General features: G+C 53.4%; 16 protein-coding genes and 1 tRNA gene. 5 read left to right on the plus strand and 12 right to left on the minus strand.

Annotated elements, in window-relative coordinates; genetic code table 11:
- Positions 1 to 873, plus strand: coding sequence for an alpha/beta hydrolase (locus tag GSQ70_RS13025; RefSeq protein WP_233268304.1), 873 nt, complete (start codon positions 1 to 3; stop codon positions 871 to 873).
- A gap of 35 nt (positions 874 to 908) precedes the next feature.
- Here the strand turns inward: GSQ70_RS13025 and GSQ70_RS13030 are convergent.
- Together GSQ70_RS13030 and GSQ70_RS13035 are read right to left on the minus strand one after the other, a co-directional pair.
- Positions 909 to 985: transfer RNA gene (locus GSQ70_RS13030), tRNA-Val, on the minus strand.
- Positions 986 to 1,135: 150 nt separating this feature from the next.
- Positions 1,136 to 2,509 carry an MATE family efflux transporter gene (locus GSQ70_RS13035; RefSeq protein WP_158782936.1) on the minus strand — a complete coding sequence of 458 codons (1,374 nt, stop codon included), beginning with the start codon at positions 2,507 to 2,509 and terminating at the stop codon, positions 1,136 to 1,138.
- Positions 2,510 to 2,740: 231 nt separating this feature from the next.
- Here GSQ70_RS13035 and GSQ70_RS13040 point away from each other — a divergent pair, with 231 nt between their 5' ends.
- Positions 2,741 to 3,394: a riboflavin synthase subunit alpha gene (locus GSQ70_RS13040; protein WP_158782937.1), complete on the plus strand. Its 654-nt coding sequence runs from the start codon at positions 2,741 to 2,743 to the stop codon at positions 3,392 to 3,394.
- A gap of 61 nt (positions 3,395 to 3,455) precedes the next feature.
- Here the strand turns inward: GSQ70_RS13040 and cfa are convergent, their stop codons facing one another.
- Both cfa and punC read right to left on the minus strand, forming a co-directional pair.
- Positions 3,456 to 4,604 (minus strand): cyclopropane fatty acyl phospholipid synthase, encoded by a 1,149-nt coding sequence (gene cfa / locus GSQ70_RS13045; RefSeq protein WP_158782938.1) that lies wholly within the window; start codon positions 4,602 to 4,604, stop codon positions 3,456 to 3,458.
- A 293-nt stretch (positions 4,605 to 4,897) separates the two neighbouring features.
- The gene (gene punC / locus GSQ70_RS13050) at positions 4,898 to 6,088 is read right to left on the minus strand and encodes a purine nucleoside transporter PunC (RefSeq protein ID WP_158782939.1); all 1,191 of its coding nucleotides are present in this window, start codon (positions 6,086 to 6,088) and stop codon (positions 4,898 to 4,900) included.
- A gap of 111 nt (positions 6,089 to 6,199) precedes the next feature.
- On the opposite strand from punC, the gene punR reads away from it, so the two are divergent.
- On the plus strand, positions 6,200 to 7,111 hold the full coding sequence (gene punR, locus GSQ70_RS13055) for a DNA-binding transcriptional activator PunR (RefSeq protein WP_158782940.1): 912 nt from the start codon (positions 6,200 to 6,202) through the stop codon (positions 7,109 to 7,111).
- A 72-nt stretch (positions 7,112 to 7,183) separates the two neighbouring features.
- Here the strand turns inward: punR and purR are convergent, their stop codons facing one another.
- On the minus strand, positions 7,184 to 8,209 hold the full coding sequence (purR, locus tag GSQ70_RS13060; RefSeq protein WP_158782941.1) for an HTH-type transcriptional repressor PurR: 1,026 nt from the start codon (positions 8,207 to 8,209) through the stop codon (positions 7,184 to 7,186).
- A 292-nt stretch (positions 8,210 to 8,501) separates the two neighbouring features.
- Here purR and GSQ70_RS26410 point away from each other — a divergent pair, with 292 nt between their 5' ends.
- The gene (locus GSQ70_RS26410; protein ID WP_158782942.1) at positions 8,502 to 8,591 is read left to right on the plus strand and encodes a YnhF family membrane protein; all 90 of its coding nucleotides are present in this window, start codon (positions 8,502 to 8,504) and stop codon (positions 8,589 to 8,591) included.
- Positions 8,592 to 8,639: 48 nt separating this feature from the next.
- Here GSQ70_RS26410 and GSQ70_RS13070 read toward each other — a convergent pair whose 3' ends face one another.
- Positions 8,640 to 9,470: a C40 family peptidase gene (locus GSQ70_RS13070; protein WP_158785306.1), complete on the minus strand. Its 831-nt coding sequence runs from the start codon at positions 9,468 to 9,470 to the stop codon at positions 8,640 to 8,642.
- A gap of 370 nt (positions 9,471 to 9,840) precedes the next feature.
- Between GSQ70_RS13070 and GSQ70_RS13075 the strand changes: the two genes are divergently transcribed.
- Complete coding sequence (locus tag GSQ70_RS13075) at positions 9,841 to 10,179, plus strand: Grx4 family monothiol glutaredoxin (RefSeq protein WP_158782943.1); 339 nt, start codon at positions 9,841 to 9,843, stop codon at positions 10,177 to 10,179.
- A gap of 62 nt (positions 10,180 to 10,241) precedes the next feature.
- On the opposite strand, the gene GSQ70_RS13080 is transcribed toward GSQ70_RS13075, so the two are convergent.
- From GSQ70_RS13080 to eptA, 6 genes are all read right to left on the minus strand, one after another.
- On the minus strand, positions 10,242 to 11,102 hold the full coding sequence (locus GSQ70_RS13080) for an NAD(P)-dependent oxidoreductase (RefSeq protein ID WP_158782944.1): 861 nt from the start codon (positions 11,100 to 11,102) through the stop codon (positions 10,242 to 10,244).
- Positions 11,103 to 11,225: 123 nt separating this feature from the next.
- Complete coding sequence (gene rnt / locus GSQ70_RS13085; RefSeq protein ID WP_158782945.1) at positions 11,226 to 11,876, minus strand: ribonuclease T; 651 nt, start codon at positions 11,874 to 11,876, stop codon at positions 11,226 to 11,228.
- Positions 11,877 to 11,980: 104 nt separating this feature from the next.
- Positions 11,981 to 12,388: a lactoylglutathione lyase gene (gene gloA, locus GSQ70_RS13090; RefSeq protein WP_158782946.1), complete on the minus strand. Its 408-nt coding sequence runs from the start codon at positions 12,386 to 12,388 to the stop codon at positions 11,981 to 11,983.
- Positions 12,389 to 12,443: 55 nt separating this feature from the next.
- Positions 12,444 to 13,547 (minus strand): alkene reductase, encoded by a 1,104-nt coding sequence (locus GSQ70_RS13095; protein ID WP_158782947.1) that lies wholly within the window; start codon positions 13,545 to 13,547, stop codon positions 12,444 to 12,446.
- A gap of 43 nt (positions 13,548 to 13,590) precedes the next feature.
- On the minus strand, positions 13,591 to 14,184 hold the full coding sequence (locus GSQ70_RS13100) for a TetR/AcrR family transcriptional regulator (RefSeq protein ID WP_158782948.1): 594 nt from the start codon (positions 14,182 to 14,184) through the stop codon (positions 13,591 to 13,593).
- Between the two features lie 46 nt (positions 14,185 to 14,230).
- A complete protein-coding gene (eptA, locus tag GSQ70_RS13105) occupies positions 14,231 to 15,862 on the minus strand; it encodes a phosphoethanolamine transferase EptA (protein WP_158785307.1) in 1,632 nt (543 codons plus the stop codon).
- Between the last annotated feature and the right edge of the window lie 20 nt (positions 15,863 to 15,882).

Consider the following 15,882-nt stretch of genomic DNA (forward strand, 5'->3'; position numbering starts at 1 on the left):
ATGTCTGATGAGGAAACTATGGAGCATCTGCACTCCGTCAGGGAGGAAATGATCACTTCATCTGCATGCGGTGATTATCGCGTGACGATTTGCTGGCCTGATGGCGCCCCTCCAAATGATGGCTGGCCGGTTATCTACATCCTGGATGGTGCTCACCATTTTCCAGTTGCAGCGACGTTAATGCGCACGTTGGGCAGACCACGCTGCTGCATGGTCCCCGGAGTTATTGTTGCAATTGATTATCCTGAGGAGACCCGAAGGGACCGAGATTATCGGCCTTATGTCGCTGAATTGATTCCGGAACCGGACCCCCGTGGAGGAGTTTATCCTGCCGGAGGAGAAGGGTGTGCTGAAGCATTTCTGGCATTTATCCGGCACGAACTGAAGCCGATGATCCGCAACATGTTACCCATCGACAACCACAGAGAGGCCTTATTCGGGCACTCCTATGGGGGACTGTTTACCCTCAACACGCTGTTCACCCAGGCAGAGAGTTTCCGGCATTATTATGCTTCGAGTCCCTCCGTGTGGTGGAACGGCAGCTACATAGTTAAATCAGCACAACGTTTTATCCAGCAGAGTGCAATCAGGTCCGTGCCCCCTGAACGGGTCTTGTTTCTTTCCGTAGGCGAACATGAGCAGTCGCTTGAAGAGTGGGAGCTGTCTCTGCCTGCTGATACTCGTCAGTATCTTGTCGAACATCGTTGGCAACGTCGCATGGTCGATGGGGTCAGGGAACTGGCTTCGTTGTTGCAAGTTGGACACATCAGCGCGCTTCAGGTGGAGCTGTTTATCCATCAGGGGCAGTCGCATCAGTCCGTCCCTCTGTGTTCGTTACAGAAGGCTATGATGCATCATTTTAAGCGCGGTTAAGAACAGAGAACAAAAAAGGTGAACAGGGGGAAGGATGGTGCGTTCTAGAGGACTCGAACCTCCGACCCCCACCATGTCAAGGTGGTGCTCTAACCAACTGAGCTAAGAACGCACTGATTGATGTCATGTTGACAGCGGGGACGAATATTAACGACAGCCTTACCGGCTGGCAAGCGGAAATCCGCTTTTTTCAGTGCGACTGCTGCGCATCTGTGCGAAGCGCAGCAATTTTAGGCACGGAAATGAGAAAATCACCGTAAAATTAGCGTGCTGCACGCGCCATAATCAGCTCTGCCGGTTGCCTTTGCATCCGGCGCATCCGCCATACCATCATCACCGCAGAAGAGGTGAGACCAATAATAAAACCAATCCAGAAACCGGCCGGACCCATCGCCGGTACCACCCAGTCCGTCAGCGCCAGGATATAGCCACTGGGCAGGCCAAGGATCCAGTAGGCGACAAAGGTTATAAAGAATATTGACCGCGTATCCTTGTAGCCACGCAGGATGCCGCTACCGATAACCTGAATGGAATCCGAGAACTGATAGATTGCGGCCAGCAGCATCAGTTGAGCTGCCAGCGTGACCACTTCAGGGTTATCGGTATACAACAGCGCAATTTGCTGCCGGAAGGTGATGGTGAACAGGGCGGTCAGCAATGCCATGGTCATACCCACACCCTGCGCGGTCCATGAAGCAACTCGCGCGCCCTCAACCGATCCCTGCCCAAGACGGAACCCGACGCGAATAGTCGTGGCAACGCCAAGTGACAGCGGCAGGACAAACATTAGTGAGCTGAAGTTCAGGGCAATCTGGTGCCCGGCCACTTTCACGATGCCCATTGGGGAAACCAGCAGTGCAACAACTGCAAACAGTGTCACTTCAAAGAACAGTGCCAGCGCAACCGGCAGGCCCAGTTTAAACAGGCGCCAGAGCGCGCTGACATCGGGTTTGCTGAAGCTTGCCGTCAGGCGAATATCACGCATAGAGCGGGCGCGGCCGACCCAGTATTTCATGGCGATAAACATCACCCAGTATACCGAAGCAGTCGCCACGCCACAGCCCACTCCACCCAGAGCAGGCATGCCGAAATGGCCATAGATGAAGATGTAGTTGACCGGAATGTTGACCAGCAGGCCGAGAAATCCCATTACCATACCGGGTTTAGTTTTTGACAGGCCTTCACACTGATTACGGGCGACCTGGAAGAACAGATACCCTGGCGCACCCCACAACAGTGCGTGCAGATAACCCACCGCCTTATCAGCAAGGGACGGATCGATATCGTGCATGGCGCGGATCATAAAGCCGGCGTTATACAGCACCACCATTACCAGAATGGCGGCAAAGGCTGCCAGCCAGTAGCCCTGACGAACCTGGTAAGCCACGCGGTCACGGCGTCCTGAACCGTTATACTGGGCGACCACAGGCGTCAGCGACAGCAGCAGGCCATGGCCGAACAGAATGGTCGGCAGCCAGATAGAGGTGCCCACGGCAACCGCCGCCATATCGGTGGCGCTGACCGATCCGGCCATAATGGTATCAACAAATCCCATGGCGGTTTGCGCAACCTGCGCAAGAATAACCGGGATTGCCAGCGCTAAAAGTTGACGCGCTTCTGTCAGGTACTTCTGCACGAATACACCTTATTATTTTCACTGTAGGGGAGAGCACTGCGATGTCAAAAAACGCTGACTTTGCAAATAAACAGCAGGGCAGGCGGCATAGTGTAATGTTCGCAGTGCAATAAGCCAATCTCCGGCGGAAAGAATAGCTCTTTGTGCCATGCAGGATTGTGCGCCACCATTTGGTTTTATCCCCTGCCCAGGGCAAACTAGGGCAAGGATAATATTAATGAGGCCACAACTATGTTTACCGGTATTGTGCAGGGCACCGCTGAGGTGCTGGCAATTGAAGAGAAACCTAACTTTCGCACGCATATTGTTCGTTTGCCTGCGGAAATGTTACCCGGCCTGGAACTCGGAGCCTCTGTTTCTCACAATGGCTGCTGCCTGACGGTGACGGAAGTGAATGGCGACCAGGTGAGTTTTGACCTGGTTAAAGAGACGCTGCGTATTACTAACCTCGGCGATCTGCAGGTGGGGGATAAAATTAACGTTGAGCGTGCGGCGAAGTTCAGCGATGAAATTGGCGGCCATCTGATGTCGGGCCATATTATGACCACCGCCGAAATCAGTAAAATTCTGACCTCAGAGAATAACCGGGAAATCTGGTTCAAACCGCAGGACGCAGAACAGATGAAATATATCCTTCATAAAGGGTTTATTGGCATTGACGGCATCAGTCTGACCGTGGGCGAAGTCACCAAAACCAGATTCTGCGTGCACCTGATCCCGGAAACCCTGGCGAGAACCACTCTGGGTAATAAACGTCTGGGTCACAAAGTGAATATTGAAATTGATCCGCACACTCAGGCAATTGTGGAAACTGTAGAGCGCGTTCTGGCTCAGCGTGAAGCGGCATTACTGGCAGCGGCGGCGGCAGAAACTGAATCAGAGTAAATGATGAAAAAGGGCCGGTAATGTTGAAATTACCGGCCCTTTTTATTTGCGCCACTGGCGATCAGTGCGGCACGCGCAGTCCACCCTCTTTACCGTGAGTGAAGACCACCTGCCACAGCTGAATATCACGTGCGCGGAAGGCTCCGGCGCAGGCGTTCAGATAGTAGGTGAACATGCGTTTGAAGCGGTCGCCATAATTCTCTGCCAGCTGCGGCCATGCTGCGATAAAGCGTTCATACCAGGCCAACAATGTGGTGTCATAATCCGCGCCAAAGTTATGCCAGTCTTCCATCACAAAATAAGGTTCATGCGCTTCAGCAATATGCTGGACGGAAGGCAGGCAGCCGTTGGGGAAGATGTATTTATTGATCCAGGGATCGACATTATCGTTGGTCTTATTGGCCCCGATAGTGTGCAGCAGGAAAATGCCATCCGCCTTAAGGTTGCGGTTAACCACATCGAAATAAGTGGCGTAATTTTTCGGCCCGACGTGTTCAAACATCCCTACTGAAACTATCCGGTCATATTGCTGATTCAGATCGCGGTAGTCCTGCAGCAAAATTGTGACATCCAGTCCTTCACAACGTTGTTGTGCCAATTTTTGCTGCTCGGCTGAAATAGTCACGCCAAATACGCTGACGCCATAATTGCGCGCGGCGTATTCCGCCAGTCCACCCCAGCCACAGCCTATATCCAACAGAGACATACCCGGTTCCAGCTGAAGTTTTTCGCAGATCATTTTTAATTTAGCATTCTGTGCCTGATCAAGCGTTTCGGCTTCTTTCCAGTAGCCACAGGAGTACTGCATATGCGGATCGAGCATCAGGGTGAAAAGATCGTTACCCAGGTCATAATGCTCTTTACCCACTATCCAGGCACGTTTACGTGACTGAAGATTAGTCAGGCGGGCTGCCGCAACGCGAAGGGTATCTTTGAAATGGTGGGGAAGTTGCTGATCCAGTTTTGCCTGCAACACGCGATGAAAAAAAGTATCCAGCCGCTCGCATTCCCACCAGCCATCCATATAACTTTCACCCAGTCCCAGTGAGCCTTCCTGCAGAACGCGCTTAAAAAACTCGGTGTTATTTACCTGGATATCCCACGGTCGGGTGCCGTTGATTTCAATATCTGCATTGCGCAACATTTCCTGGACGATTCGGTACCACTGATTCTCTCCCAGATTCACTTCTTCTATACACGATGAACTCATAGCTTCTCCATCACCCTGTGTGATTGAAACCTGAGAAATAGAATAGTCAATTTCTACAGGATTGTGAGAAAACGCACGGAGTAACCTCGCAAATATCCGGCGCTACAGAGGATTGATTTGAAACTTGCAGAGTGCTTGTGAGGATGACGCAGAAACCTGCCCTGACCACCCTGTCATGACTCGAAAAAATGCTACAAATTTGTTTTTTTTAACTGCTGGAAATGAGTATATGCTCACGCCAGGCACAATTCAATTGTTTATTGTTAGGTTGCTAACTATATAAAATCAGGCCCTTAATGGTCATTGTGTGCGGTAGAAAGCGCCATCACCTGTGCCTTTGCCCGCTGTAAAATATAGCCGATGATCGCCAGAAAAACAGTCGCCAGCATCACCACTGAGGTGGTCAGTAACGGGGTGCTGATAAAGGTGGAGATCACCAGGCTGGCAGCACAGCAAAGCCCCAGCTGGAGCGTATTCTGCAGGGCGGCAGCCTTGCCGCTGGCCTGGGGGAAAGGCAGTAAGGCACTGGCCACCACCACCGGATAAACCGCACCATTTGCTAACGCCATGCCACAAAATGGCAACAGTAAAGCCGTTACCGAAGGCTCTTCCATCTGCGCGGCGATGAAAAATGCCACGATGCTCAGGGTATAAATAACCAGCAGCCAGGGAAGCAGTAAAGTGCCTTCAGAGTGCTTCAGTAACGTGCGACAACCATAACCCCCAATCAGGAAAGCCAGCGTCTGAGGGACATAGCTCAGACCGATATCGGCTGGTGACATGCCCAGTGCACCCAGAATAAACGGCGAGCCGGTCAGCCAGGCGAAGAAACTGGCAGAGCAGGCGGCGTAGATCAGTACGTTACCGCTGTACAACGGTGATTTCAGCAGAGTGGAGAAGCTGGTTTTCTCGCTTTTATCTGATTTGGCCTGCCTGCCAGGCGTGGCCAGAAACAGAGTGCAAATCAGCAGGCAGACCGCAACCAGTAACAGAGCGATAAAGATCGCCCGCCAGGTAAAGTGATTCAGCAGCCAGGCACCGAGCAGAGGAGCCAGGGCAGGAGAAAGGGCGACCAGCGGCATGATAGTGGCAAATACGCGGTTAGCCTGGGCGGCAGGATAGCGATCAATAACCAGTGCCTGCCAGGTCACCGCGGCGGCGCAAATCCCTACAGCCTGAAGGAAGCGCAGCGTCAGCAGGGTCACGGTAGAGTCAACCCACCACATTGCGCCACAGCTGACGGCGAACAGACCGAGCCCCATCAGCAGAACGGGCTTACGACCAATCCGGTCAGAGAGTGGTCCCCACATCAACTGGGCGCTGGCAAATCCGGCCAGGAACAGACTCAGACTGGCACTGATTTTTCCGGCTTCAGTCTGCAAATCTTGCTGCATCGCACCAAAAGCTGGCAGGTACATATCAGTGGCGAGAAAACCTGCAACGCTGAGCAGCGCGAGGTAAATAATAAATCCCTTAGATGGCATTCTGTTGCTCTTTATCAGGTGAATGAAACGCTGCGCAGTGTAATTGAGTGGCAAAGCGCTTGTGAAACGGTAATATTTGCAGGTTGCGTTCAAAAAAATTGCAGGCAGATTATGTGGTCAGAACATTCCCTTGAAGTGGTTGATGCCGTGGCGCGCACCGGCAGTTTCACCGCGGCGGCGGCAGAGCTGCACCGCGTTCCTTCTGCTATCAGCTATACCATCCGTCAACTGGAAGAGTGGCTGGCTGTTCCTCTGTTTGAGCGGCGTCACCGCGATGTGGTGCTGACGGATGCCGGACGGCTTTTTAGTCAGGAAGGGCGTAGTGTTATCAAAAAAATGCTTTCCACCCGGCGTCAGTGTCAGCAGGTCGCTAATGGCTGGCGGGGGCAGATCAATATCGCTGTCGATCGCATTGTTAAACCGGCGAGGAGCCGCCAGCTGGTGGTAGATTTTTACCGCCATTTTCCTGATATGGAGCTGCATCTGACGTCGGAAGTGTTTAACGGCGTCTGGGATGCACTGGCCGACGGGCGGGTGGATGTGGCAATCGGCGCAACGCAGGCTATCCCGGTGGGGGGGCGCTTCGCCTTCCGCGATATGGGGATGCTGAACTGGCGCTGTGTGGTGAAGGCCGATCATCCACTTGCTCAGCTGGAGGAGGAGATCAGCGATGAGGAGATTGGCGACTGGCCCTCGCTGGTGCTGGAAGATACCTCCCGTGCTTTACCCAAACGGACTACGTGGACGCTGGATAATCAGCGCAGGCTGGTGGTGCCGGACTGGGAAAGTGCGTTTGACTGTCTGCTGGCCGGGCTGTGTGTTGGAATGGTACCGGGGCATTTTGCCCGGCCATTTTTGCAGAATGGAGAACTGGTTGAGCTGGCGCTTGAGTCAGTATTTCCGGACAGCCCGTGCTGCGTCAGCTGGGCGGAGCAGCAGGCTTCACCAGCACTGAGCTGGCTGCTGGAGTATCTGGGGGAAACCGGCACGATGAACAGTGAGTGGCTGCGGGAAGAAACCTGAGGGGCGAATAAATTCTCCCCTCAGCTGAAATCTGCACGATTGTAAGGGTGGAATTCATTCCGCCCTTAACGTCTAGCGGCGGTAATCGACAAACGGACCGTCTGCCACCGAGCGGCGTTCGATCAGGTTGGGATGCACTTCAATGGTTTGTGGCTCTTCGCGCTTGCTGGTAATGCGGTCGAGCAGCATTGCAAAGGCAGTTTCGCCCAGCTGTTGTTTAGGCTGGTGAACCGTGGTCAGCGCCGGGGTGAAATAGCGGGCATTGCGCACGTTATCATAACCGATCACCGAAATATCCTGCGGTACACGCAGGCCCATCTCATCCGCCGCGCAGATGGCCCCCATGGCCATCACATCGCCGCCGCAGAAGACCGCCGTGGGGCGCTGCTTCTGAGACAGAATCTGCTGCATGGCACGGTAGCCAGACTCCGGTTCGAAATCTCCCTGTACCAGCCACTCATCCCGAACTGAAATTCCCGCTTCGGAAAGTGCTTTCAGAAAACCGGCATGGCGGCCACCGCCAGTATTACGTTCCATTTGTCCCGGGATCACCCCGATATCACGGTGACCGCGGTCAATCAGATAGCGGCCCGCCATATAGCCTCCTTCAAAGGCATTATCCAGCACGGTATCGGTGAAATCGCCGCGTGATTCGCCCCAGTCCATTACCACCATTGGGATATTGCGATTGTTTTCCAGCATAGCGATCAGCGGTTCCGGATATTCCGAGCACATCACCAGCAGACCATCGACGCGCTTTTGCGCCATCATCGACAGATACGCCTGCTGCTTTTGTAGATCGTTGTGGGCATTGCCCAGGATCAGGGTATAACCCTGATCAAAGCAGCAGTTCTCCACTGCTTCGATGATCTCGGCAAAATAGGGCGCTTCGCTGGAAGTGGCCAGCAGGCCAATGGTTTTGGTATGGTTAACCTTCAGGCTGCGGGCGACAGCGCTGGGAGAATAATGCAATTCTTTGATTGCGGCCCATACGGCTTCCCGCGTCTCTTCAGCGACAAAGCGGGTTTTATTGATGACGTGGGAGACAGTGGTGGTGGATACCCCTGCACGTTTAGCCACATCTTTTATTGTTGCCATTAACTAGCTACTCCTGCGCTTATCTTAACTCACTGATAAGCATATTGTTAAACGTTTGCCTTGATACGCAAAAACCGGGCGTCTGGGGGCACTTTTTGCGGTGGATTCCGGAGACGTCAGGAAGGAAAAAAGGGTATTTCAACCCGTCGTTGCGCACACGGCACGCAGTCTGCCGGGGGTTGCGCAACAAAAAAAGAATTCTAACAAGCCTCAGCACAGAAAACGAGATTTTTACCGACAAGTATGGGAAAATCGATGACGTTAAAAACTGTAAGGGTATTAAGGAGTAGTGATGGATACCGATCTGAAGTTTTCAATACTGACAACCGTTTGCGCTTTGCTGATGATTGTCGCTTTCAGTTTTACCGCAGTAATGCACTAAGCCTCACGGGCCGCTCATCAGAACGGCCCCGTTTTTTCTGCCGACTCGTTAGCGAATCGTTTTCGGCGTCATCATCCTGCGGGCACCAATATAGTGGCGCTGCCAGTAATCATCACTCAGAGCACTAACCTGAATATCCTTGCCAGTGCGCGGTGACTGAATGAATTTACCATTGCCCAGATACACGCCAACGTGGTCAGCTGTGCCGCGACCATTGATGCGGAAAAACACCAGATCGCCTTTCTCCAGCTCGCCACGTTTGATATTAGCCGCATCGCGCAGGTGATACATTTCATTGGCAGTGCGGGGGATTTTAAACTTCACCAGGTCTTTATAGGCATACCAGACCAGGCCGCTGCAGTCGAAACCGGTTTCTGGAGAGGTGCCACCCCACTGGTACGGTTTACCCAACTGCCCCATCAGTTTGTTCATCGCCGTTTCACGAGCTTTCTGATAGCGGGCGCGGTGTGCTTTGCTAAGCTTCAGCGGCGCTGCTGCACCGTAGGTCAGTTCTTCAGTCTCTTCGACCGGATTGCCGCGATGGCGACCGTAGCGTCTTTTGTACACCAGCTTTTCACGTTCTGCCGAGGCCGTTTTAAGAGAGTCTCGTTTTTTGAGTTTAAATTTCTGAACAGAGGTTAAGCGGGACTTTTTCGGGCTGGACTCTTTAACTTTCTTGCCGGAAATGACTTTAACGGGCGTTTTCTTGGCAGGGCTGGCTTTAACCGGACGTCGCTTGCGACGCTGGTCTTCACTGGCTGCCGTAGGGTTGTCGACTTTGTGATGGTTTGCATTAATAGGGGCATGTGGCGATGCGTGCGCCATATTCAGGAACAGCTGGGCTGTGGCCAGCATGATGAGCGTGATAAGTAAACGCATCGTTACCATTAACAGTTTGTGCTCCTGCCGGGGCCAGAGCGTGATTAATTTAAGGAGATCTGCTAAAAGGCAGACGGTTCAGACGATTCTAATCGAACTTTCCGATAAAAGGTTAGGCCTTTTTTGTTTCAATGATCCAGAACAAGTAAAACCTGTAAAAATAAGCCTAATCAGCTGGTTATCTGCACAATTTTGGCATCCATTTGACAAGTCGGGGCAGCGCAAAGCACAGGAAAATGTTATTTTGGTCTTACGCACTCCGCTGTGGCACCAGAACCGGGCAGTTACTCTGCTGAAAATGTCATTTTCATCGGCGGTTCAGAGTCGCTACAATAAATAGACACGAAGTATCCGATTAAGGAAGCCATTTATGAGTACTGTTGAGAAAATTGAGCGCCAGATAGCAGAAAATCCGATTCTGCTGTACATGAAAGGCTCACCAAAACTGCCAAGCTGCGGCTTTTCCGCACAGGCTGTTCAGGCACTCTCTGCCTGTGGCGAACGCTTCGCTTATGTTGATATTCTGCAGAATCCGGAAATTCGTGCCGAACTGCCGAAATACGCAAACTGGCCGACTTTCCCTCAGCTGTGGGTGGATGGCGAACTGGTTGGCGGCTGCGACATCATTATCGAAATGTATCAACGCGGCGAACTGCAGCAGCTGATTAAAGAGACCGCGCAGAAGTATCCTTCAGACGCGGCCGAATAAGCCGCGTTATCGTTCTGAAAGGGCAGAAGTCTGATGATTTCTGCCCTTTTTTGTTGCCTGATTTATGGCTGTGACTTCCGCTGATCCGCCTGTAAGAAGGCATCCAACAGGGAGACAAAATCCCCGTCACGCTGCTGATCCTCCGCCATCTGACGGCAAAAGGTGGCCAGCGCCTGATACAGAGCCTCACCGGAAAGTTCACCTGCATTCAGGCTGGCTATCTCTTCCATTTCCGGTGCCCACCGCCAGGCTTTACTGTACATGTCAGGAATGCTTTTTCTCAGGCGCGCCAACAAAGCAGGCTGGCTTTCTTCCATCTGCTGCAGTAGTGCGTCAGCTGCGCCCACCCGGCTGGCGTTGATCAGCATCAGAGCGCACATCAGGGTGATCCCTTTATTTATCCCGGCATAGGACATCTTCAGAGCTGAAGCCGCGCCTGTTTCCGCCTGCATAATGCTGACCTGCAGACCAAAATTCTCCAGCTCCTTCAGCTGGCTTGCCTGCTCACCGGCAAACCACAAACGCGGAACGCTGCCCTGCGGTGAGGCAGGTGGCAGGCCAATAATCGCGCCGTCGACAAATCCGGCACCGGTGGCGGTAATCAGCGTTTTCACCTGATCAACGGTCTGTTCACTGATGGCATTACAATCCACATACAGCGGCTTGTGGGCTGCCGCGCTGAGAGCAGGAGCCAACTGCTCAGCCAGCGATATGGCAAAGGCGGGTGGCACCACAGACAGCAGCACTTCTGCCTGCATCAGCTCCTCAGCGCTGACCGGCATCATGCCGGCTTTTTTTGCCCGCTCAGCCGAAGCAAATGAACGCCCATCCAGCAAAGTCAGTACCTCCAGGTGATGATAATTCAGCACCCCGGCAAGGGCTGAGCCCATCGCGCCAGGCGCAACGATAGCAATGGTTTTCATTGGGTTTCTCCAGGTTAACTGAAGCTGAGTATGGCTGAAGGGAAGTAAAGTGGGGCGGGAAAGCGTAACAAGGGTTAACAGGTTACGCTGTCACTTTTTATCACGGGCACCGGACAACAGAGATCAGTTGCCACCAGCACGGTCAGGCAGCGGCCAACCGCCGAGACGTTTCCAGCGATTTACCAGCTCGCAAAACAGGTCTGCTGTCTGCACCGTATCGTAGAGCGCTGAATGCGCCTGCGTATTGTCAAAAGGCATCCCGGCGGCCGTACAGGCTTTGGCCAGTACCGTCTGACCAAGCACCAGACCGCTGAGGGCTGCGGTATCAAAGGTGACAAAGGGGTGGAACGGGTTACGCTTGAGGCCAGCCCTTTCCGCTGCGGCATTCATAAAATTGAGATCGAAAGTGGCATTGTGCGCAACCATAATGGCGCGGTTACAGCCCTGGTCCTTGATGCCTTTGCGCACCAGCTTAAAAATGGCATGCAGCGCTTCATATTCGCTGACTGCACCGCGCAGAGGATTGTGCGGATCGATACCGTTAAACGCCAGCGCTTCAGGTTGCAGCACGGACCCTTCGAACGGCTCAACGTGGAAATGGAGCGTTTCGTCTTTCTCCAGCCAGCCCTGCGGATCCATTTTCAGCGTGACGGCGGCCACTTCCAGTAATGCATTGGTCTTCGCGTCAAACCCGGCGGTTTCCACATCAATTACAACCGGATAAAAACCGCGAAAACGGCTGCTGAGGGCGTTCAGTTCGTTCGATTCAGACATCAGGATCTCATAGGCGAAAAAAAGCAGCGCGTATTATGGCAAATTTCACCACGGGATGCAGCAGGGGAAAGGAGGAATGAAGGGTGCCTGTGGCACCCTGAACTTTATGCACCCAGGCCGTGGCCCGCATGTTTGTTCTCGATCAGCTCGATTTTATAACCGTCGGGATCTTCAACGAAGGCAATGATAGTGGTGCCGCCTTTAACCGGACCCGCTTCGCGGGTCACGTTGCCGCCATCTTTTCGGATTCGGTCACAGGTGGCAGCCACGTCATCCACGCCCAGCGCGATATGACCATAGGCATCGCCGAGGGTGTATTTGTCCACGCCCCAGTTCCAGGTCAGCTCGATCACCGCACCTTCGCTCTCTTCGGTATAACCCACGAAAGCCAGAGTGTATTTGTATTCGGTATTCTCGCTGGTACGCAGCAGGCGCATCCCCAGAACTTTAGTATAAAAATCAACGGAGCGTTGCAGATCGCCAACGCGCAGCATGGTATGGAGTAAGCGCATAACATCCTCTTTGTGAAAGCGTCACCGGCCGGTGACGCAAAAAAAACAGTATAGATTAACCCGCAAGAGTCGGGTAATCAGTATAGCCTTCAGCGCCGCCGCCGTAGAACAATTCAGGACGCTGCTCGTTCAGCGGAGCGTTCTGCTGGAAACGCTCTACCAGGTCCGGGTTAGCAATATACACACGGCCAAAGGCAGCGGCATCAATCAGCCCTTGTTCAATCAGATCTTCGGCTTTTTCAGCAGTATAAGCGCCTGCACCGACGATCACGCCAGGGTACACGGCGCGGATTGCTTTACGGAACTCCAGGCTGTAAGGCTTGCCACCAGCCCAGTCCGGCTCGGAGATATGCAGGAAGGCCAGATTACGTTTCGCCAGCTCGGCGATGTAATAGAGCGCGGCGGCTTCCTGATCTTCGCCATTATCCAGGCCATTGAACGGCCCCAGAGGAGAGATACGGATGCCGATACGGTCGGCGCTCCAGCCGTTAATGGCGGCATCGACCACTTCCAGTGCAAAGCGGGTACGGTTTTCCACGCTGCCGCCATAGGCGTCAGTACGCTGGTTGGAAGCAGGAGACAGAAACTGATGGATCAGGTAACCGTGGGCAGAGTGCAACTCCACCAGGTCAAAATCGGCTTCACGGGCATTGATCACTGCCTGGCGGAAATCGTTTACCACAGAACCAATTTCACTCAGCTCAAGCTCGCGAGGCGTGGAGGTGGCTTCGCGCACAGGGTTGCCATTGGCATCACGCAGCGAGGTGCGGGTTTCTGCGTTAATAGCAGAAGAGGAGACCGGTGCTTTACCATCCGGCTGTACGCTGGTGTGCGAGATACGGCCGGTATGCCACAGCTGAACCGCACTGTGACCGTTAGCTTCATGGATACCCGCATTGATCGCTTTCCACGCGGCAATCTGCTCAGGGGAGTGCAGACCCGGCGCACCGGCATAGCCTTTGGCCTGGAAAGAGATCTGGGTTGCTTCGGTGATAATCAGACCGGCGCTGGCACGCTGGCGGTAGTATTCGCCCATCAACGGCGTGGGGATGTCTCCCGGCTCAATGCTGCGCAGACGTGTCAGCGGGGCCATAAATACGCGGTTCGGTACGGTGATTGCCCCGGTTTTTAATGGGGTAAACAGCTTTTTCAGTTCCATGCTTCACTCCTGGTAGACCGGTCGACTAGTAACGGTGTTTTTTTTAAAGTGGCTCAGGCAGCATCCGCGTCATCTCCTGCCATGCGTTCACCAGCGGCGTGCTGTCACGGGAGATTTTGCTTTGCAGGCTGGCACCCAGCCACAACATATAGAGATTCTGCGCGCAGGCTTCGGGGGTATTGATCAGCCGTAAGCTCCCCTGTTGCTCAGCACGTTCCAGCGCTGCGGTCAGCGTGGAGATCAGCGCTTTTGACCCTGCGTCGAGCGCGATACGCATCGGTTCCGACAGGTCGCAAACTTCAGCAGAAAGTTTTACCGACAGGCAGCCCGCAAAAGCATGTTCCTGGCAGAAAGTGTTCAGTGACTGCTGATAATAATCAAGGATACGTTGACGCTGATTCCCCTGGCTCTCTTCAAGATATTCGCGAAGTCGCTGATGATAAAGGGCAAAATAACGTTCAAGCATCGCTACCCCAAACGCCTCTTTCGACGAGAAGTAGTGATAAAACGACCCTTTCGGCACCTCAGCCACTTTCAGCAGCTCGATCAATCCCATACCGTTGAAGCCGCGCTGCACGCACAGCTGCTCACCAGTCATCAGGATATGTTCTCGGGTGTCGTACCGGGTCGTTTTCATGGCCGTTACCATAACAGACCGATCGGTCTGATACAAATCGCCGGGATTAAACCTGGCACGATTTGATTAAATCCAGCGACGGCTGGTACTCCTTCGTCTGTACGTTCATCATCCCAAGCAGGGTATGGAAAACATTGTTCTGCGAAACTGCGGAAGTTTTCGCCGACTGTTGCAAACATTGCTGATTAATGCCGTAAGTGCTGGCGTAATCCGGTGACATCCATAGCAGCAACGGAATGTGCGTCTGCTGGCTCGGGGCGAAAACGTAAGGTGCGCCGTGCAGATACATGCCGTGCTCGCCCAGCGATTCACCGTGATCGGACAGATAAACCAGCGCCACGTTAAATTTATCGCTGTAAGATTTCAGCAGGCTGATGGTGTTATCGACCATTGAATCGGTGTACAGGATCGAGTTGTCATAGGTGTTCACCAGCGCCTGATGGTCGCAGTCCTGAATCTGGTTGCTGTCGCAGGTAGGCGTAAACTTACGCATCTCTTCGGGATAGCGCAGGTAATAAGCGGGACCATGGCTGCCCATCTGGTGCAGCACAATCACCGTGTCATCCTTCACGCTGTCGATGTAATTATTCAGGCGGTGCAGCAACACGTCGTCCAGGCAGTAATCTCTCCTGCACAGCCCGCTGACCTTCCATTTGGTCATATCGGTGTGCGGTACGCGGTCGCAGGCACCTTTACAACCACCGTCGTTTTCACGCCACAGCACGTTCACGCCGGCATGGACCATCACGTCCAGCACGCCTTCCTGGTGGTGTGCCAGGCTGGCATCGTAATGCTCACGCGGCATGTTGGAGAACATGCAGGGCACCGAAATAGCCGTTTCCGTGCCGCAGGAGCTGGCGTAAGGATAATAGATGACGTTGTCCTGCTTCAGCTTCGGATTGGTTTCCCGGGCGTAGCCACCCAGTAAAAAGTCTTCTGCCCGACCGGTTTCACCCAGTACGAAAATCACCAGCGTTTTTTTCTTTTCAGCGTTGATCAGCGGGCCTTTTTTCGCATCCAGGCCAATTTGCTCCAGCGTCTGGTCACCGGCAAACCAGCGGTTATCCGCATAGTGACCCACGCTACTGACCACGTTGGCCGGAGTGATCATCTTCACCAGGCCTTTATTATTGCGCACCAGCGAGGCGTAATCTTTATAGAACAGCGCGGCAACCAGTAACACCAACAGCACTGAAGCCAGCGCGGTCACTGCCCGAAAGGTAATATTCATCCACCATGGCCGGTTGGTGCCGATACGGATCAGCGCGATAAAGACCGCCGGGATCACACCAATCACGGTCATCCACACCAGATAGCGCAGGCTGAACAGGGCGGTGGCTTCCTGAGCATCAGTCTCGAACACGTTCTGAATCTTATTGGTGTCGATAACCGTGCCGAAACTGTAGATAAAATAGTTAGCGGCAGCGCTGGCAAGTACCAAAATGATAAGCAGGGGTTTACGAAGCCAGGGAACGGCGGCCACGCTGAAGATAAAGAGGAAGGCGCTGAACAGCACCACCGGCAACGTGGCGGCAAAAAGATAGTCCCGCGCTGAAGTGTAGGGAATGGTCTCCCAGGCACGGCTGAGAAAGACAGCATTAAGAATAAAAGTGAAGAACAGCGCAGCAAAGAGATTAAAAGTGTTTTCGTTACAACGTAACTTATTCAACAGGTTTATGGCTTTCCAGAGACAAATAA

Source organism: Pantoea sp. BAV 3049 (assembly GCF_009765445.1).
GTDB lineage: Bacteria > Pseudomonadota > Gammaproteobacteria > Enterobacterales > Enterobacteriaceae > Erwinia.